Annotated in this window: 17 protein-coding genes; 7 read left to right on the top strand and 10 right to left on the bottom strand. The window is 66.8% G+C overall.

All coding sequences use genetic code 11. The features are described from left to right. Positions 1 to 1,134, top strand: coding sequence for an acyl-CoA dehydrogenase (locus BWR19_09760; GenBank protein APX93193.1), 1,134 nt, complete (start codon positions 1 to 3; stop codon positions 1,132 to 1,134). A 59-nt stretch (positions 1,135 to 1,193) separates the two neighbouring features. Here BWR19_09760 and BWR19_09765 read toward each other — a convergent pair whose 3' ends face one another. From BWR19_09765 to BWR19_09785, 5 genes are all read right to left on the bottom strand, one after another. Next, the gene (locus BWR19_09765; protein ID APX93194.1) at positions 1,194 to 2,132 is read right to left on the bottom strand and encodes an electron transfer flavoprotein subunit alpha; all 939 of its coding nucleotides are present in this window, start codon (positions 2,130 to 2,132) and stop codon (positions 1,194 to 1,196) included. Between the two features lie 14 nt (positions 2,133 to 2,146). Further along, entirely contained in the window at positions 2,147 to 2,896 is a 750-nt protein-coding gene (locus BWR19_09770; protein APX93195.1) for an electron transfer flavoprotein subunit beta, read from the bottom strand. 150 nt (positions 2,897 to 3,046) lie between these two features. Continuing rightward, the gene (locus BWR19_09775; protein APX93196.1) at positions 3,047 to 4,435 is read right to left on the bottom strand and encodes a hypothetical protein; all 1,389 of its coding nucleotides are present in this window, start codon (positions 4,433 to 4,435) and stop codon (positions 3,047 to 3,049) included. Beyond that, positions 4,432 to 6,036: a long-chain fatty acid--CoA ligase gene (locus BWR19_09780; protein ID APX93197.1), complete on the bottom strand. Its 1,605-nt coding sequence runs from the start codon at positions 6,034 to 6,036 to the stop codon at positions 4,432 to 4,434. The genes BWR19_09775 and BWR19_09780 overlap by 4 nt, the downstream gene beginning before the upstream one ends. Next, a complete protein-coding gene (locus BWR19_09785) occupies positions 6,036 to 7,187 on the bottom strand; it encodes an acyl-CoA dehydrogenase (GenBank protein ID APX93198.1) in 1,152 nt (383 codons plus the stop codon). Before BWR19_09785 ends, BWR19_09780 begins: the two co-directional genes overlap by 1 nt. Before the next feature lie 182 nt (positions 7,188 to 7,369). Here BWR19_09785 and BWR19_09790 point away from each other — a divergent pair, with 182 nt between their 5' ends. From BWR19_09790 to BWR19_09810, 5 genes are all read left to right on the top strand, one after another. After that, entirely contained in the window at positions 7,370 to 8,908 is a 1,539-nt protein-coding gene (locus tag BWR19_09790; protein APX93199.1) for a 3-hydroxyacyl-CoA dehydrogenase, read from the top strand. Between the two features lie 22 nt (positions 8,909 to 8,930). Beyond that, a complete protein-coding gene (locus BWR19_09795) occupies positions 8,931 to 10,136 on the top strand; it encodes a beta-ketoadipyl CoA thiolase (GenBank protein APX93200.1) in 1,206 nt (401 codons plus the stop codon). An 84-nt stretch (positions 10,137 to 10,220) separates the two neighbouring features. Next, entirely contained in the window at positions 10,221 to 11,036 is an 816-nt protein-coding gene (locus BWR19_09800; protein APX93201.1) for an IclR family transcriptional regulator, read from the top strand. 82 nt (positions 11,037 to 11,118) lie between these two features. Next, positions 11,119 to 11,673, top strand: a complete 555-nt coding sequence (locus BWR19_09805) for a hypothetical protein (protein ID APX93202.1) — start codon at positions 11,119 to 11,121, stop codon at positions 11,671 to 11,673. After that, entirely contained in the window at positions 11,652 to 12,365 is a 714-nt protein-coding gene (locus BWR19_09810; protein ID APX93203.1) for a hypothetical protein, read from the top strand. The genes BWR19_09805 and BWR19_09810 overlap by 22 nt, the downstream gene beginning before the upstream one ends. Here the strand turns inward: BWR19_09810 and BWR19_09815 are convergent. After that, positions 12,362 to 13,558: a hydroxyglutarate oxidase gene (locus tag BWR19_09815; protein APX93204.1), complete on the bottom strand. Its 1,197-nt coding sequence runs from the start codon at positions 13,556 to 13,558 to the stop codon at positions 12,362 to 12,364. The genes BWR19_09810 and BWR19_09815 overlap by 4 nt on opposite strands. Positions 13,559 to 13,684: 126 nt before the next feature. Between BWR19_09815 and BWR19_09820 the strand changes: the two genes are divergently transcribed. Beyond that, complete coding sequence (locus tag BWR19_09820) at positions 13,685 to 14,383, top strand: GntR family transcriptional regulator (protein ID APX93205.1); 699 nt, start codon at positions 13,685 to 13,687, stop codon at positions 14,381 to 14,383. Between the two features lie 3 nt (positions 14,384 to 14,386). Here BWR19_09820 and BWR19_09825 read toward each other — a convergent pair whose 3' ends face one another. From BWR19_09825 to BWR19_09840, 4 genes are all read right to left on the bottom strand, one after another. Continuing rightward, the gene (locus tag BWR19_09825) at positions 14,387 to 14,707 is read right to left on the bottom strand and encodes a QacE family quaternary ammonium compound efflux SMR transporter (GenBank protein ID APX93206.1); all 321 of its coding nucleotides are present in this window, start codon (positions 14,705 to 14,707) and stop codon (positions 14,387 to 14,389) included. Positions 14,708 to 14,999: 292 nt separating this feature from the next. Further along, positions 15,000 to 16,823: a serine/threonine protein kinase gene (locus BWR19_09830; GenBank protein APX93207.1), complete on the bottom strand. Its 1,824-nt coding sequence runs from the start codon at positions 16,821 to 16,823 to the stop codon at positions 15,000 to 15,002. 10 nt (positions 16,824 to 16,833) lie between these two features. Further along, a complete protein-coding gene (locus tag BWR19_09835; GenBank protein ID APX93208.1) occupies positions 16,834 to 18,042 on the bottom strand; it encodes a dihydrolipoamide acetyltransferase in 1,209 nt (402 codons plus the stop codon). Between the two features lie 16 nt (positions 18,043 to 18,058). Continuing rightward, the gene (locus BWR19_09840; protein APX93209.1) at positions 18,059 to 19,036 is read right to left on the bottom strand and encodes an alpha-ketoacid dehydrogenase subunit beta; all 978 of its coding nucleotides are present in this window, start codon (positions 19,034 to 19,036) and stop codon (positions 18,059 to 18,061) included.

The raw sequence follows: 19,036 nt of genomic DNA on the forward strand, positions 1-19,036 counted from the left end.
ATGGACTTTTCCTATAGCGACGAGCAGCGCATGCTCGCCGAAACGCTGGAGCGCCTGGTCGCCGACCAGCCGGCGGTGGAACGCAGCGCCAGTCAGCTGACCCCGGCAACCCGCGAGCGCTCGCCCCTGTGGCAGACGTTTGCCGAACTGGGCCTGCTGCACATGCCTTTCGCCGAGAGCGTCGGCGGACTGGGCGGCGACGGCACCGACCTGATGATCATCATGCAGGCGCTGGGCCACGGCCTGGTCCCGGAGCCCTACCTGGCCGGACTACTGCTTCCCGGCGACCTGCTGGCCAGGCTGGCCACCCCAGAGCAGCGCGACCGCTGGCTGACGCCGCTGCTCGAGGGTGAACACCAGCTGGCGCTGGCCTGGCAGGAGCGCGATGCCCGCTACGATATCCACGCCGTCACCACCAGCGCCCACCGACAGGGCGCCGGCTGGCGCCTCGAGGGCGCCAAGCAGCTGGTGATGGGAGCAGACCTCGCCGCGGCCGTTCTGGTCACCGCCCGCATCGCCGACGAAGGTCGCGACGCCGAGCGCCTGGGTATCTTCCTGCTGCCCGCCAGCACCCCGGGACTGACGCGACACGACTACCCCACCATCGATGGCCAGCCGGCCAGCGACCTGGTCCTCGACGGCGTGATGCTCGACGAGCATGCCTGCCTCAGCGAGGATGCCGCCGCCGCCCTGGATGCCACCTTCGCTGTCGGCATCGCCGCGCTGTGCGCCCAGGCCGTCGGCGCCATGCAGGCCAGCTGCGAGCAGACCCTCGCCTTCCTCAAGGAGCGCCGCCAGTTCGGCACGCCGCTATCCACCTTCCAGGCGCTGCAGCACCGCATGGTCGACATGCACCTGCACCTCGAACAGGCACGCTCCATGGCCATTTTGGCGGCCACCAGCCTCGAACTCCCTGCCCCGGAACGCGACTATCGCATCGCCGCGGCCAAGGCCTATTGCGGAGAAGCCGCGCGCTTCGTCGCCGAGCAGGCCATCCAGCTGCACGGCGCCATGGGCATGACCGAGGAGTGCCTGGTGTCCCACTATGCCAAGCATCTGGTGATGTTCGACCACTACCTGGGCGATAGTGACTACCACCTCGAGTATGTCAGCGAACGGCTAAGCGCCGCCTGATACGACAAAGGGCCCCGCGAGGGGCCCTTGGTCTTTTGCGGTCATCGCTGACGGCTTCCTTACAGCTTGCTTTCCAGCTCCGGCAGCACCTCGAACAGATCACCGACCAATCCATAATCCGCCACTTGGAAGATCGGCGCCTCCTCGTCCTTGTTGATCGCCACGATCACCTTGGAGTCCTTCATCCCCGCCAGGTGCTGGATGGCACCCGAGATACCCACGGCGATGTAGAGATCCGGGGCAACGATCTTGCCGGTCTGGCCGACCTGCATGTCGTTGGGCACGAAGCCGGCGTCCACCGCCGCCCTTGATGCGCCGATGGCGGCCCCCAGCTTGTCGGCGATGCCGTCGAGCAGCTTGAAGTTGTCGCCGTTGCCCATGCCGCGGCCGCCGGAGATGACGATCTTGGCGCCGCCGAGCTCGGGGCGGTCGGACGCGGCCAGCGCTTCCTTGACGAAACGCGACTGGGCGTTGTCGGCAACGTGGTCGACCGCCTCGATGGCGGCGCTGCCCTGATCTTGAGAAGAACGGGCAACGGCGTCGAAGGCGGTGGTGCGCACGCTGATCACCTTGAGCGGGTCATCGCTCTTGACCGTGGCAATGGCGTTGCCGGCGTAGATCGGCCGCTGGAAGGTGTCGGCGCTCTCCACCGCGATGATCTCGGAGAGCTGGCTGACGTCCTTGAGCGCGGCAAGCCGCGGCAGCACGTTCTTGCCGGTGGTGGAGGCAGCGGCCAGCACGTGGCTGTAGTCGTCGGCCAGCGCCACCAGCAGCGCGCCCATGGGCTCGGCCAGCTGGTGGGCGTAGACGGCGTGATCGGCGACGCGCACCTTGCTCACCCCGTCGAGCTGGGCGGCGGCCTCGGCGGCGGCCTGGACGCCGTCACCGGCCACCAGGACATGGATATCGCCGCCGATGGCGTGGGCCGCGGCCACCACGTGGGCGGTGGCGTCGGCGAGATGGCCGTCGTGAAGATCGGCGAGAACCAGAATGCTCATATGATCGACTCCTATTAAAGCACCTTGGCTTCGTTCTTGAGTTTGTCCACCAGCTCGTCGACGGAGCCGACCTTGACGCCGCCCTGCCGCTCGGGGGGCGGGGTGACCTTGAGCAGGCTGACCTGGGAGCCCACCTCGACCCCCAGCTCCGCCGGGGTCTTGACGTCGAGCGGCTTCTTCTTGGCCTTCATGATGTCGGGCAGCTTGGCGTAGCGCGGCTCGTTCAAGCGCAGGTCGGTGGTGACGATGGCCGGCAGCGTGAGTTCGACGGTCTGCAGGCCGCCGTCTATCTCGCGGGTCACCGCGACCTTGTCACCGTCGACCGCTACCTCGGAGGCGAAGGTGCCCTGGGGCAGGCCGCTAAGCGCCGCCAGCATCTGGCCGGTCTGGTTGTTGTCGGTGTCGATGGCCTGCTTGCCGAGGATCGTCAGCCCCGGCTGCTCGTCTTCCACCACCTTGGCCAGCAGCTTGGCCACCGCCAGCGACTCGACCCGTTCGTCGGTCTCGAGGTGAATGGCGCGGTCGGCGCCCAGCGCCAGCGCGGTGCGCAGCTGCTCCTGGGCGGCCTTGGGGCCGACGGTCACCGCGACCACTTCGGTGGCCACGCCTTTTTCCTTGAGCCGCACCGCTTCTTCCACGGCGATCTCGCAGAAGGGGTTCATGGCCATCTTGACGTTGGTGAGGTCGACGTCGCTGTGATCCGGCTTGACGCGGATCTTGACGTTGTAGTCGATGACGCGTTTGACCGCGACGAGGATCTTCATGGGCGGCTCTCCCGGTTCGTGACACTGGCAAGGCCAGGGTGATGGCCTGGCCCGAATGGCCCAGCCATATATTTTGCCAGGCGAAATATCATTTCATTATACAGGCTAAACGGTAAAAAACCCAACCCGCCAGGTCAAGCCCCTCGACGGTTACCAGGGGGCCAACACGAACCAGGCGGACAGCAGCGGGATCGACGCGAGCAGGAAGCGGGCATTCCAACGGTAACCGATACGCGTTGACGCCACCCCGGTGAAACGCGACAGGATCAGCATCGACGCGGTCATCGGCGACGACATCAGCGCCAGCGCCCAGCCCACCATCAAGGACGCGCCAATCAGCGCCGGCGACAACCCCTCAATCGCCAGTGAGGGTAGCAGACCGACCAGCAGTGTCACGGTGACGATCGGGTTGACCCCTACCTGGGCCAGGAGCACGACCATCAGCATCGCCAGCACGGCATTGGCAGAGCCCAGGGGCTCCAGCAGCGCGATCAGCGGCGTCATGCTCTGGACATCCACCAGCGCCACGCACAGGTGCCCAAGGTAGCCGGCAGCCCCCAGCACCACGATCTCGTTGCCGCTGGGAGCCAGCAGCCAGGGCAGCTGCCGGTGCAGGCTGGCCGCGGCGGCAGGGATCCCTGCGGCACCCAGGCGGCGGCGCTGCCACGCCAGCCAGGCCATGGCGCCCAGCGGTGCGCCTAGCAGCGCGGCGATGGGCAAGCGCACGTCCAGGGCCCAGGCGAGGGTGAAGACCAGCGAGACGATCGCCATCAGCAACAGCGAGAACTGCCAAAGCGGCAGCAGCGAAGGCGACGACGACGCTCGCTTGGCACGGTCGGGATGCGGGCCGGTCAAATGATCCACCCCCCAGCCGACGAAGAAGATGACCAGCGCCGCACCGAGCACGAAGGGGGCCAGGTCGAGCCAGCGCAGCTCGGGCAGGCTCGACAGTACCACCGCCACGCCGATGCCCATGGGCGATATCAAGGGCGCCAACGAGAAGCCGCGCAGCAGCGCCAGCATCATGCGTCGCTGGCGCGCATTCTGCACCCAGGCGCGCCCCTGGGCTGCCTCGAGGGTATTGCTCTTCTCGATCATGCCGGCGAACAGATTGAGTACGCCGATATTGAGGATAATGCCGAACAGCGCCGAGCCGGCGGAGAGGATCGGATAGCGGCGCCCCGGGGGCTGCAGCAGCATCGCCGCACCACAGCGGCGTACCAGCCGCGAACGGTAGGCCGGCAGCCGCAGCAGACTGAGGGCCACCAGGAAGGTGGCAAAGAACGCGAAGCGCCCCGCCGCCTCGAACAGCAGGCGCCCGGGTGCGGCGGCCAACCACAGCGCCATCAGCGTCAACAGGGCAGCGACCAGCAGCAGGCCCCGCGCCATGCGCGACAGCTGCCCTCCCACGCTCAGCAGGTAGATCCCCAGGGCAACGATACCCACGCCCTGCAGCACCAGATGGCCCGTGATCAGATGGCCGAGGGTCGCAAGGGTGACCAGCGCCAGCAGTGAGGAGCGCTGCCGGGCCCATCTCACTCCGGCAAACCCTGCCCATCGACCAGGTCGCGCAGGCGACCCTTGAGAATCTTGCCGCTGGCCGTGGCGGGCAGCGACTCCATCATCACCAGCGTCGAGGGCCGCTTGTAGGGCGACAGTCGCTCGGCGATGAAGGCCCTGAGCGTAGCTTCATCCACGCAAGCCCCCGGCTCACACTGAATGAAGGCGACGACCTCCTCGTTACCCGCCACCTGTCGCCCCACGACCGCCGAGAGGGTCACATCGGGGTGTTCGTTGATCACCGCCTCGACGTCGGGTGGGTAGATATTGAAACCGGAGCGAATGATCAGCTCCTTGCTGCGTCCGACGATATACAGCTGGCCGTGGTCATCGACACGGGCGATATCGCCGGTATTGAGCCAGCCATCGTCGCTGAGGCAGGCACGGGTCGCCTCGGGTTGCCGGAAGTAGCCCTTCATCACATTGGGGCCACGCACCCAGAGCTCGCCGATGCCGTCATCCCCCGGCGTCTGGTTGCCGCCGGCCTCGAGCGGCGCCAGCCGGTACTCCAGCAGGGGTAGCACCGCGCCCACGGTATTGCTGTCGAAGCGATCGTCGATGCGCGTCTGGCTGATGGTCGGACTGGCCTCGGTGAGGCCGTAGCCGTTGTGCAGCGGCAGGCCGAAAATGGCCTCGACACGCTGCTTGGTATCGCTGTCCAGCGGTGATCCACCGGCGGACATATAGCCAAGCGCCGGCGCGACCAGCGAGGCTCCCCGGCGACGCAGGTATTCCAGGGTCCGCGAGTACATCGCCGGCACGCCCTGGAGCACCGTGATCCGCTCCTTGTCCAGAGCCTCGAGCATGGCCGGCGCGTCGAAGCGCGGCACGCTATACAGGCAGGCACCGTTATACAGCGAGCCCATGCATACCGAGGACAAGCCAAACACGTGCGACATCGGCAGCACCCCATAGACCCGCTGCCCTTGGGTGAGGTGGCGCATGCCACCGGAGATCGAGGCGATATAGAGAATGCCGCGATGGGTCAGCATCACGCCCTTGGGCGTGCCGGTGGTGCCCGAGGTGTAGATCATCGCCGCCACCTGGTCGGCACCGCTGGGTTCGACACGCTCAGGCGCGGTGTCACGCAGCTCACCGATATGCAGGGCCCCCAGGCGGGGATGCTGATATGGCGCGGCCTTGTGGCGCTGTGCATGCTGCGATGCGTCCAGCGAAGCTTCACTGGTATAGAACACCCGACGCGGGTCGCAGTTGTCGTGGATCTGGTCGATTTCCTGCGCCGACAGCCGCGAATTGACGATCGCCACCCAGGCGTCTAGTTCACTGGCGGCCAATAGCATGACCACCAGCGCGCGGCTGTTTTCGCTGACCAGCATGAGGCGGTCGCCGGGCCGAATGCCCAGCGTGCTCATCCACTCGGCGGCCGCGCGGATCTCGTGCCCCAGCTCGGCGTAGCTCCAGCGCACGTCACCATCCACCAGCGCCGGCTGTGTGCCAAGACGCTCGGCGTTGGCCAGTACACGATGGCTGAGCCGCTCGGGCAATTCGGCCACCAGTTCGCTGGCCAGACGACCGAAGATCCGCTCGTCCGGCGCGCGATGAATCACTGACAGGGCCATCAGGACACCTCCCGCACCATGTCCCGGGCTATCACCAGCTGCTGAATCTGGGTGGTGCCTTCATAGATCCTGAACAGGCGCACGTCTCGATAGAAGCGCTCGACGGCATATTCGGCCATGTAGCCAGCGCCGCCGTGGACCTGAACAGCACGATCCGCGACACGCCCCACCATCTCGGCGCAGAACAGCTTGCAGCAGGAGGCCAGCGTCGAGACCTTCTCTCCGGCGTCCTTGCGCTGCGCGGCGTCGAGCACCATGGTGCGGCCGGCGTAGGCTTCGGTCTTGCTGTCGGCCAGCATCGCCTGGATCAGTTGGTGATCGGCCAGCCGAACGCCGAACTGCTTGCGGTCGATGGCATAGTTCAGTGACTCCTCTACCAGGCGCTCCGCTACGCCGACACACACCGCGGAGATATGCAGCCGGCCACGGTCGAGCACCTTCATGGCGGTCTTGAATCCCTGCCCCTCCTTGCCGCCGATGATGTTCTTGGCCGGCACCCGGCAGTCCTCGAAGATGATATCGCAGGTATGGGCGCCCTTCTGGCCCATCTTGTCGTCCGACGGGCCGCGCTTGAGCCCCGGGGTGTCACCCTCGACGATAAACGCCGAGATACCGCCGGCGCCCTTGTTGCTGGGGTCGGTGCGGGCCATGACGGTAAACAGGTCGGCCTCGGGGCCGTTGGTGATGTAGCGCTTGGTGCCGTTGAGCACGTAGTGGTCGCCATCGCGAACGGCCGTGGTTCTGAGGCTGGCCGCATCCGAACCCGAGTCGGGCTCGGTCAGGCAGAACGAGCTCAACAGTTCGCCGGTCGCCAGGCGCGGCACATACTGCGCCTTCTGCTCGGGGGTTCCGTCGATGAGGATGCCCTGGGCGCCGATGCCATTGTTGGTGCCAAACACCGAGCGAAATGCAGGCGAGGTCTTGCCGATCTCGATGGCCACCAGCGCCTCCTCCTCCATGGTCAGCCCCAGGCCGCCGTACTCCTCGGGAATCGACAGGCCGAACAGCCCCATCTCCTTCATCTCCTGCAGCAGTTCCGGCGGCACCGCATCCTCTTCCGCCAGGCGGGCTTCATTGGGGATAAGGCGCTCGCGCACGAAGCGGGAGATGGTATCGACAAGCTGATTGAGCAGTTCGGGATCGCGAATCATGGCGTGACCTCGGCGGTTGGCGGCGAGTTGTTGGCAGCGGTGGGCGGCGCTACAGATTTTGCATAGCAGAACGGTTGCCCGCATTGTTGTCAGGCACTGTCACATAGCCTAGGATGACCGTCAATAAACGAAATGATGTTTTGCTATGCAGAACTACTCACGCCATGACGAGGAATCCGCCCATGTCGACAGCTCCCTCATCGTCTTCCGCCAGCACCACCCCCTTCCGCGTCCTGGGCATCGTGGGGACCGGTGCCATGGGCCGCGGCATCGCACAGATCGCCGCCCAGGCCGGACTGACCGTCCATCTGCACGACCAGCGTGAAGGCGCCGTCGCCGAGGCCCGCGACTTCATCGGCGGCATGTGGAACCGCGCCGTGCACAAGCAGCGCCTGAGCAACGCCGAGGCCGAGCGCTACGCCGCGCGGCTCAAGGAAGCCACGACCCTCTCCGCGCTGGCGGAGTGTGACATCGTCATTGAAGCCATTGTCGAGACCCTGGACGCCAAGCAGTCGCTGTTTTGCGAGCTTGAGGCGCTGCTGAGCGAGGAGACCATACTCGCCACCAACACCTCGTCGCTGTCCGTCACCGCCATCGCCTCGGCCTGCCAACGCCCCGAGCGGGTCATCGGCTTTCACTTCTTCAATCCGGTCCCGCTGATGAAGATCGCCGAAGTGATTCCCGGGCTGAGGACCGATCCCGACGTGGTCACCCGCGTCGAGGCACTCGGCCAGTCGATGGGCCACTTCACCGCCCGCACCACCGACACCCCCGGCTTCCTGGTCAACCATGCCGGTCGCGCCTATGGCACGGAAGCGCTGAAGGTCCTCGGCGAGTGCGTTACCGACCCTGTCACCATCGACCGCATCCTGGTCGATCAGGGCGGCTTCCGCATGGGGCCGTTCAGCCTGCTCGACCTGACCGGACTCGACGTGTCGCATGCGGTGATGGAGTCGATCTACCACCAGTACTACGAGGAGCCGCGCTTCCGCCCTTCGCCGCTGACGCGCCAGCGGCTCACCGCCGGGCTGCTGGGCCGCAAGAGCGGCGCAGGCTTCTACCGCTATGTCGACGGCAAGCCCGAGGTGGCGGACGAAGCGCCGCTACCCCGCGTGGCGCCCTGCCCGGTCTGGATAGGGCCCGACCAGCCGGAGGCTCGCCAGGCCTTGGTCGATCTCGTCCAGGCCGCCGGCTGGCCGCTGGAGAGCGGCGCTACGCCGTCGTCGGAAGCACTCTGCCTGGTCGCGCCGCTGGGCGAGGATGCCACCGCCACCGCCCTGCGGCTCGGCCTACCCGCTGAACGCTGCGTTGCCGTGGACCTGCTGGCCGGCCTTAACGGCCGGCGCAGCCTTATGACGACCCCGGCGACTCTCACCGAGGTGCGCGCTGCAGCCATGGCGCTGCTGGGTGACGACGGCACCCCGGTGAGTGCGCTCGAGGATAGCAACGGCTTCGTGCTGCAGCGGGTGGTGGCCTGCATCGTCAACGTGGGCAGCGACATCGCCCAGCAGGGCGTAGCCACCCCCGACACTATCGACCGCGCCGTCGAGCTGGGGCTCGGCTACCCGCGTGGACCGCTGGCCATGGGTGACCACTACGGCAGCCGGCGGATACTCACGATCCTCGACAACCTGCTCGCCGCCACCGGCGATCCTCGCTACCGCGCCAGCCCCTGGCTGCGTCGCCGCGCCACCCTCGGCCTTGCGCTGACCACCCCCTGAGCCCTATACGGAGACCACTCCCATGCAAGACGCCTACATCTATGACGGCCTGCGCACCCCCTTCGGCCGCCACGGCGGTGGCTTGGCCAACGTGCGCCCGGATGACCTGCTGGGCCAGGTGCTCAAGTCCCTGGTGGCACGCAACGGCTTTGGCCTCGAAGCCTATGAAGAGGTGCTGGCGGGCTGCACCAACCAGGCCGGCGAGGACTCGCGCAACGTGGCCCGCCATGCCGGACTGGTCGCCGGCCTGCCGGTGGAGGTCGCGGCCCAGACGGTCAACCGCCTGTGTGGCAGCGGCCTGGCCGCCGTGATAGACGCCGCGCGGGCCACGCGCCTCGGCGAGGGCGAGCTGTTCCTGGCCGGCGGCGTGGAGTCCATGTCGCGCGCCCCCTACGTGCTCGGCAAGGCGCAGACGGCGTTCGCCCGCAACCAGCCGATGTATGACACCGTGATCGGTGCACGCTTCCCCAACCCTTGGATCGCCCAGCAATTCGGCAGCCACAGCATGCCCGAGACCGCCGATAACGTGGCCCACGACCTGGCGATCAGCCGCGAGGCCGGCGACGCCTTCGCCGCGCGGTCCCAGGCCCGCTACGCCACGGCGCTCGAGCGCGGCTTCTACGACGATGAGCTGCTCGCCGTCGAGGTGCCCCAGGGCCGCAAGCAGCCTCCGCTGACGGTCGACATGGACGAGCATCCGCGCCCGGGGACCGATGCCGGTAAACTCGGCAAACTGGGTGCGCTATTCGACGGTGGCGTGGTTACCGCCGGCAACGCCTCGGGGCTGAACGACGGCGCCGCCGCCCTGATCGTGGGCAGCCGGGCCGCCGGTGAGCGCGCGGGCGTCGCCCCGCGGGCAAGAATCGTCGCCAGCGCCCTGGCCGGAGTGCCACCCCGCGTCATGGGCCTGGGGCCGGTGCCGGCCAGTCGCAAGGCGCTGGAGCGCGCCGGCCTCAGCCTGGCGCAGATGGACGTGATCGAGATCAATGAGGCGTTTGCCGTCCAGGTCCTGGGCTGTGCCAAGCAGCTCGAGCTCGATCCCGACGACAGCCGACTCAACGCCAACGGCGGCGCCATCGCCATCGGCCATCCGCTCGGCGCATCAGGGGCGCGCCTGGCGCTGACCGCCCTGCGCCAACTGGAAGCCAGCGGTGGACGCTATGCGCTAGTGACCATGTGCATCGGCGTCGGCCAGGGCATCGCCTGCGTGCTCGAGCGGCTCGATTGAGGCCCACTGCCCCGCAGCGGCGGACGTCGCTGCGGGGGTATGCGATACTTTGCTGACGCTAGAATTCGGCACAGGGAACCCGCAATGCATAACCCCGCCAATTGGCAAGATGAACCGTCAGCGCCGACCAAGGATCGCAATTTCGTCACCGCCCTGGCTCGCGGCCTGGAACTGCTGCGCGCCTTTGGCACCGGCGAGGAGTATCTAGGCAACGCCGAACTCTCGAGCCGCACCGGCATTCCGCGCCCCACCGTCTCGCGCCTGACCTATACGCTCACCCAGCTCGGTTACCTGAAACACAATACCCGACTCGAGAAGTACCGACTGGGCCCTGGGATTCTTGCCCTGGGCTACCGCTTTCTCGCCAATCAGGGCATTCGAGACATCGCCCGGCCGCATATGCAGCAGCTGGCCGATACCACGGATTGCGCCATCGCGCTGGGCAGCGCGGACCGCCACGCCATGACCTACCTCGAGGTCTGCCAGGGCAAGGGGCCGCTGGTCATGCGGCTCGAGGCAGGGTCGCGGATTCCCATCGCCACCACCGCCATTGGGCGCGCCTGGCTATGCGGACTGCCCCAGCAGCAGCGCGACAGTTTCGTAGAAGAGCTTCGCCAGCAATCTCCCGATCAGTGGTCAGCGCTCTCCAAGACCCTCGACAAGAGTCTCGACGAATACCAGCGCTATGGCTTCTGCCTGTCGGAGGGCGAGTGGGAGCGCGACGTCAGCGCCGTGGCGATTCCTCTGGTGCTGGAAGACGGCGCCGAGATCATGGCGCTCAACTGCGGCGGGGCCTCGCTGCGTCTGAGCCACGATATCCTGGTCGACAACCTGGGCCCGCGGCTGCGTGACGTGGCCGATCGGATCCTGGCCGAGCTACGCCACCACCCGATGCGTTGACCCCGTCAACCCATAAGGCATAGCGGATTGGGGATACTCAATGCCTGCCAAGCCACCGGGCAGGATAGCCAAGGAATCCGGCATGTCAGATTCGTCTCAAGACCCTCTCGTGACCAGCCTTGCCGCCTGCGCGCAGGGCGACGGTCAGGCGCTGGAGCGAGTCTATCGCCTGGCCAGCCCGCATCTGTACGCCCAGCTGCTGCGTATTGTAAGAAACGAGAGTGCCGCCCAGGACTGCCTGCAGCAGGTCTTCATTCGCGTCTGGCAGTCTGCCGGGCAGTACGATGCCAGTCGCGCCAAGCCGATGACCTGGCTGAGCACCCTGACCCGCAACATTGGCATCGACTGGCTGCGCCGCCAACGCCCACAGGAGGCCGACGGCCAGGCCCTGATCGACGAGCTGGCCGGGCTCGATGACCCAGCCGCTGACGGCCAGCGCGATCAGGAGAGCAGCCAGTTGCATGAGTGTCTCAAGATACTGCCCGCCAAGCAGCGCCAGGTACTTGAACTGGCTTTCTTCCACGGCTTGACCCACAGCGAGCTGGCCGGCGCCATCACCCAGCCGCTGGGCACGGTCAAGAGTTGGGTACGCCGCGGCCTGGAGAGATTGAAATCATGTCTGACGACTGGGATCTGAGCGACCCCGACGAGCGCCATCTCGCCGCCGGCGAATATGTGCTGGGCACGCTCGACGCCCAGCAGAAGGCGCGCTTCGAAGCGCTGCTGGCGGTCAGCCACGACCTGCAGAACGACGTGGCGCGCTGGCGCGAGCACCTGCAGCTGTTCAACGACCAGCTCGACCCGCGCCTGCCGCCCGCCGAGGTGTGGCGGCGCATCGCCAGCGCTACCGGTATTGCGCCACGCCCCTGGTGGCAGTCGCTGGGCATATGGCGCACCGCCAGCGGCACCTTTGCCGCGGCAGCACTGGCACTCGGGCTGCTGTGGAGCCAGAGCGATATCACACCGCTTCCCGACGATGGCCAGGCCGTCTACGTGGTACTCGACGAGCAGCGCACGCCGGGCTGGATCATCAGCGCGACGGATAGCGGTGAGCTCTACGTCCAGGCCGTGCAGCCCACCCAGGTTGGCGCCCAGCAGACCGGCGAGCTGTGGCTGATCGCCGACGAGACGCCGATCTCGCTGGGCCTGCTGCCCAGCGAAGGGCGTCACACCCTGGCGCCCAGCGAGGAACTGCGCGAGCTGCTGATGACCGCCGATCTTGCGGTCAGCGTCGAACCGGAGGGCGGTGCCCCGGAGGGCCAACCGACAGGGCCGATCATCGACTCCGGTCGCATGACCCCGGTGCGCGGCGGCACCTTCACCTTCTAGGCATCGACCTGGGCACGCACCTTGTCGACGATATGCGCGCCGATCGGCAGCGCCGAGGTGGCCGCCGGCGACGGCGCATTGCAGACGTTGACGGTGCGCCGCGTGTTGACGAACAGGAAGTCGTCGATCAGCTTGCCCTCCCGCGATACCGCCTGGGCGCGCACCCCCGAGGGATAGGGGCCCAGGTCGTCGAGGGTCAGGCTCGGGCAGTACTTGCGCACCTCCTCGAGATAGCCCTTGCGAAACAGCGAATTCTTCATCTCCACCAGCCCTGGCCGCAGGTTCTTGCCCAGCGCCTTGAGAATGCCAGGGTTGGAGAACATCCTAGCCATGTCGAGCAGCGACACGTCGGACTTGCGATAGCCCTCGCGCTTGAGTGCCAGCACCGCGTTGGGACCGACCGTGACGCTGCCGTCGATCATGCGCGTCAGGTGTACGCCGAGAAACGGCATCGAGGGATCGGGAATCGGGTAAATCAGGTGCTTGACGATGCGGTTGCGGGTGGCCGGCAGCTGGTAGTACTCGCCGCGGAACGGACAGATGGTGAACCCCGGGTTCTTGCCCAGCATGCGCACCAGGCGGTCGGCCATCAGTCCCGAGCAGGACACCAGGTAGCGGCTGACGAAGTCGCCCTGGCGGGTCTTAAGCACCACCTCGTGGGGGCGCTCCTCGATGCCGGTGACCTCGGTGGCGAACTGCAGCTCACCGCCCTGGCGCTCGAACTCGGCGGCCATGGCCCGCGCCACCTCGGCGTAGTCGACGATGCCGCTGGACGGCACCAGGATCGCCCCCTCGCCGACGATATTGGGCTCCCGCTCATGCAGCTCATCGGCACTCAGCCAGTGGCGCTCCAGGCCGTTGGCCTCGGTCCGCTCCCACAGCGCCTGCATACGCTCCAGCTCCAGCGCGTTGGTGGCGACCAGCAGCTTGCCGCAGGTGTCGTAGGCGATCCCGTGCTCATCGCAGAACGCCTTGGTAGCGCGGTTACCGGCCAGGCAGAAGCGCGCCTTGAGACTCCCCGGCGCGTAGTAGACCCCGGCGTGGATCACGCCGCTGTTGTGCCCGCTCTGGTGGCGCGCCGGCCCCTCCTCCTTGTCGAGCAGCAGCATGCGGCGCCCCGGATAGACGCGGTTGAGCTGCATGGCCGTGGAGAGCCCGAGAATTCCGCCGCCGATGATGATGAAATCGTACACACGCGCCTCACGCTAGGCTGAATGTTGACGTTATTGGATAATATCAGCTTCCAGGCGAATATTTCGCCAGTTCAGCGCGGTTTGAGTATCATCCAGAGCAGCATCGTCACTCAGCCAAGGATCGCCATGCCCTCGACCACGGACAGCCAACCGCGCCAGAACCTCGCCATCAGCGCCTATCAAAGCCTCAAGCGCGACATCACTCGCGGCCAGTTCCGCCCCGGTGAAAAGCTGCTGATGAGCAAACTCAAGGAGTGCTACGGTCTCGGGGTTGGCCCGCTGCGCGAAGCGCTCTCGCAGCTGGTGGCGGAACGTCTGGTGGTCGCCATCAGCCAGCGCGGCTACCGGGTCGCGCCGATGTCACTGGCTGAACTCCACGACCTCTACGACGCTCGCTCACAGCTCGAGGCCATGCTGCTGCGCCTGGCCATCGAGCGCGGCGACGATGCCTGGGAGGCGGATATCCTGGCCAAGGCCCATACCCTGTCGCGGGTCATGGAGGTCAACGGCCCGGACGAGGTACTCGACGTCTGGGACAGCCGCCACAAGGCGTTTCACACCGCCATGGTGGCCGGCTGCAACTCCCCGCATTTAATGCAGGTGCGCGACAGCCTGTTCGACCAGGTCGAGCGCTACCGCCATCTATGGCTGCGCGAAACGGTGTTCTCCGAGACGGCACTCGAGGCCAAGCGCCAGGAGCACGCCGCCCTGGTCGAGGTGGTACTGGCCCGCGATGCCGAGCGCGCCAGCGCGATGATGTGCGAGCACCTGATGACGCCGGTGCCGATCATCACCGATACCATGCGTCGCCAGGGCTTGCTGTAACAGCTAACTGGCCAGCTTGAGGCCGATTAGCCCGGCCAGAATCAGCACCAGGCTGAATAGCCGCCAAGGGTTGGCGCTGTCGCCGTAGATCACGATGCCCAGCAGCACCGTGCCTATCGCACCGATTCCCACCCAGATGGCATAGGCGGTGCCCACCGGCAGGCTCTTCATGGCCAATGAGAGAAGATAGAAGCTCGCCGCCATGGTGACCACGGTAAACACGCTGGCCAGTGGCCGGGTGAAACCGTGGGAGGCCTTGAGCCCCAGCGCCCAGGCGACTTCCAGCAGCCCTGCCGCCAGCAGGTAGATCCAGGCAATATGCATGAACGATGACTCACGTCGGGCGGGGCCGTCCCCGAAACGGCAGGCACGCGCCGAGTCGTCCCGGGCGTGAGAATGCAGTTAGCGAGCCATTCTAGCCACTCGGCAGGATGGGTCAACGCCTCTGGGGCCTGAGGACCAACCGAGCATAGGTAATCGCAGCACTGCTGGGACTGATCCGTCGGCAGGCCTACGAGGAGGCGCTGTAAACCATCCCTGGGCGCTACCGATGCCATCCATGGCATCGAAACCTCCTCTTCGACCTGCCCCCGGCGTCCCTCACTAGGAGTAGCTACTAACCATGATCGGCCCCGGCACGCGGGTTGGCCGGATAGTAGCGCTCGGGCAGGCGTTCGATATGGGTAAAGAAGCGGGTGTCCTTGTAGGGCATCTTCATATAGCCCGATACCCCGAGCCCCTCGATCTGATCGATCGCCGCGAGAATCGTTGCTAACAGCTCGGCGAAGGCAGGTTCCTGGCTGGGGTCGAGCAGCCGGTAGTAGCTGTGTATCTTGAGGTGGGTGGGCAGCGCCTCGAAGATGATCATGCCGGTATGGCGAATGCCGTTGAGCGCCTCCAGCGCATTGATGATGGTCGCCGGCAGCACCAATAGCTCCTCCGGGTCCGGGCCATCCTCGAAGTAGGAGTGCACGCGACTGTCGTCCTCGAGCTCGGGTACCGCGCTGACCTCATAGGGCAGCGCCATGCCCGGCACGGCACGAAACGGCGCGTCGGGCCCTGTGCGATCGATGTGCAGGGTGTCGCGGGCGTTGAACAGGCAGCTCTTGAAGATACCCTGGCGGTAGATGGCACGGGCCAGTTGGACCATGGCGTTGACCGCGCTGACGAAGGCGTCGCGTCGCGACGGGTCATGCAGGTTGAGCGAGGTGTCGATATAGACCCCGTCGCGCTCCCAGCGCACCGCCAGGCCACCGACCACCGGATAGCGCCCCAGCCGGCTGACCGCCGCCAGGAAGGCCTTCTCGGTGTCGCCCATGCCCTGCATGAACTGCTTGTAGTAGCGGTCGAGCTGCACGTCGTTGACCTCGGCAGGCGACGCCGCAGCCCCCTCCTCGCGCAGGAAGGCCTTGCGCGAACTGTAGACCACGGTGTCGATGTCGCGGTCGGCGCGGCGGCTCCAGACCGGCACCAAAGGTGCCGGCGGCGAGCCGGGCAGGTCGAGCATCACGTGGCGCGCCAGGCGCGGCATCTCACGCAGGAAGTAGTCGCCGGCGCGGTAGCGCAGCGCGGGGTCGTCGTCGAGCAGTGCCTCCAGTACCCGCGCGAACTCCTTGGGCAGCCCCAGCGAGGTCGGCGGTATGGCGCGCCAGGCGAAGCGACACGACTGCCCCGCCGCCAGCGCATACAGCGTGGCCGCCGCGCCCTGCTCATCGAAACGCGGCGACGACAGCGCGCCGTTGAGCTGTTCCTCACCGATGAAATAGACATCGCCGAGCCGCGCATTGGTGTGCTGCAGGTCATCCGCCATCAGCGAGGCGATGCCGCTGGCCAGATGCTGGTGCTGGGCATCGAGCTGAGCGAACACCGACGAGCCCCAGTCGATCAGCGCAACGCGCTCGCTGGCGGCATCGAACACCAGGTTAGAGGGCTTGATATCGCCGTGCACCACCACCCGCGACCCGCTGCGCAAGGCGCGCAGGATATCCGCCAACTGCGCGGCAATATGCACCACCAGCCGCGGGCTCAGCGGCCCCTCGCGCAGCGAGACCTCCTCCAGGTTGAGCCCCGGGGCGCGCTCCATGACCAGGATCGACTGCTGGCGCACGCGCTGAAAGGCCACCAGCCGCGGTACCTGAGGGTGGTCGACCTGCTCGAGCATGAAGGCCTCCTCCTCGAGGCGTGCCTGTAGCTGGGCCGGCAGGGTAATGCGGTTGAACTTGAACACCAGCCAGGTGCTCTCCAGCGCTCTGGGGCGGCCGGCAAACACGAAGCCGTAGGCGCCCTTGCCGATCAGCGCAATATCCTGATAGCCGAGTTGCTCGAGCTGCGAGCGACACAGCGCTACCCAATCCTTGAGCTTGCGCGCATCGTCGTGGCTGAGCAGGTAGATCGACTGCTCTTCGGGGATATAGAACTGCTGCAGCGGCGCCTCGCTCATCGCGGTCCCCTCAACCGAGATGCAGCAGCATCGATTCCGGGGCCTCCAGGTAGCCCTTCCACGCCTGACAGAAGCGTGCCATGTCGCCGCCGTCGAGGACGCGATGATCGCCGGCCCAGGTAACCGTGATGATCGCCCGCGACACTACCGCGCCGTCCGCATCGAAGCGCGGCAGGTGCTGCACCCGGCCGATGGCGCCGATCGCCACCTGGGGCGCGCTGATGATCGGCGTCGCATAGGTGCCGCCCAGCGCGCCGATGTTGGATAGCGTGATGGTCGCCCCCTTCAGATCGTCGCCGCCCACTCGGCCGTCGCGGGCAGCCTGGGTCAGGCGCGCGATCTCGCCGGCCAGGGTCAACAGGCTATGCTCCTCGACGTGGCGCACCACCGGTACGATCAACCCCGCGGGGCTGTCCACCGCCATGCCGATATGACAGTGCTGATGAAAGTGCACCTCATCGCTCTCGGGTCGATAGCCGGCGTTGATGCGGGGATGCTCCGCCAGCGCCAACGCCAGGGACTTCATGAACAGCGCCATCAGCGTCAGCCGCTGGCCAGCCGCGTCGGCCGAGGCCTTGAGCCGTCCATGCAGCGCCAGCAGCGACGTGACATCGATCTCCTCGCCGTAGTGGAAGTGCGGAATCGACACCGCCTCGCGCATATGCCGGGCCATCGCCGCGCGCAGCCCGCTCTGTTGCTCGACGCGTGCCGCCGTCTCGCTGCTCGCAGCGGGCCGTGACGCCGCATCTGGCCGCTGAATCGCCTGCAGGTCCTCCTTCAGGACCCGGCCATCCTTGCCGGAGCCCGTCACCTCGTTCAGCGCCACGCCCAGCTCCCGCGCCAGGCGTCGCACCGCAGGGCTCGCCGGAACGCGCCGCGGACGCGGCGCCGCTTCGCCGGCCGCGGCACGAACGGCATCGGGCTCAGGCGAGGTTGGCGCTGCCTCGCCCAACGCCCCCGCGCTCTCGGCCTCGCCCTCCTGCCCGCTGCCCTGATAGCTGAACAGCGCCGAGTGCACCCTGGCGCTCTCGCCCTCGGCATAGTGCAGCGCCGTGACCCGGCCGCTCTCCGGGGCGGTGATCTCGACCAGCGCCTTGTCGGTCATCACCTCGACCACCGGCTGGTCCTCATGGATCTCGTCGCCCTCGCTGACCAGCCACTTGACCACTTCACACTCGACGATGCCCTCACCGATATCGGGCAGTTTGAATTCGCTCATGACACGACTCCCATCCCTAGAAATTGACGCTGGCGCGGATCGCCTCGAGGATCTTCAACGCATCGGGCAGATACTCCTTTTCCAGGGTCAGCGGAAACGGCGTATCCAACCCGGTGACCCGGGCGATGGGCGACTCCAGATACAGGAAGCAGCGCTGCTGGATGGTGGCAGAGATCTCGGCGGCGAAGCCGCCGGTGAGCGGCGCTTCGTGGCTGATCACCAGACGGCCGGTCTTGAACACCGAGTCGGCCACGCAGTCGCGATCCCAGGGCAGGATGCTGCGCAGGTCGATCACCTCGCAGGAGATGCCCTCGCGCTCGGCGAGCTCGGCGGCCTCCTCGAGGATCGGCATCTGCGCCCCCCACGCCACCAGGGTGATGTCGGCCCCCTCCTTGACTACCTCGGCCTCGCCCAGCGGCAGCTGGTAGTCGCCCTCGGGCACCTCGCCGCTGGAGGCCCGGTAGAGCCGCTTGGGCTCGAAGAACAGCACCGGGTTGGGGTCGCGGATCGACGCCAGCAGCAGCCCCTTGGCCTGGTGCGGATTGCGCGGCACTACCACCTTGAGGCCGGGGGTGTGGGCGAAGTAGGCCTCCGGCGACTGCGAATGGTAGTGGCCGCCGGAGATGCCGCCACCGTAGGGGGTGCGAATCGTCAGGCCGCCGACGTCGAACAGACTGCCCGAACGGTAGCGGAACTTGGCACTCTCGTTGACGATCTGGTCGAAGGCGGGATAGATGTAGTCGGCGAACTGGATCTCGGCGACCGCTCTGTGGCCCTGGGCGGCCAGGCCGTTGGCGAAGCCGACGATGCCCTGCTCCACCAGCGGCGTATTGAAACAGCGCGCCTTGCCGTATTTCTCCTGCAGGTGGCTGGTGGCGCGGAACACTCCGCCGAAGCTGCCCACGTCCTCGCCGAAACAGATCACCCGCGGGTCGCTGTCCATGGCCACATCCAGCGCCTGATTGATCGCCTGAAGCATGTTCATGTGCGCCAT

The organism is Halomonas sp. 1513, assembly GCA_001971685.1.
Taxonomy (GTDB): domain Bacteria; phylum Pseudomonadota; class Gammaproteobacteria; order Pseudomonadales; family Halomonadaceae; genus Franzmannia.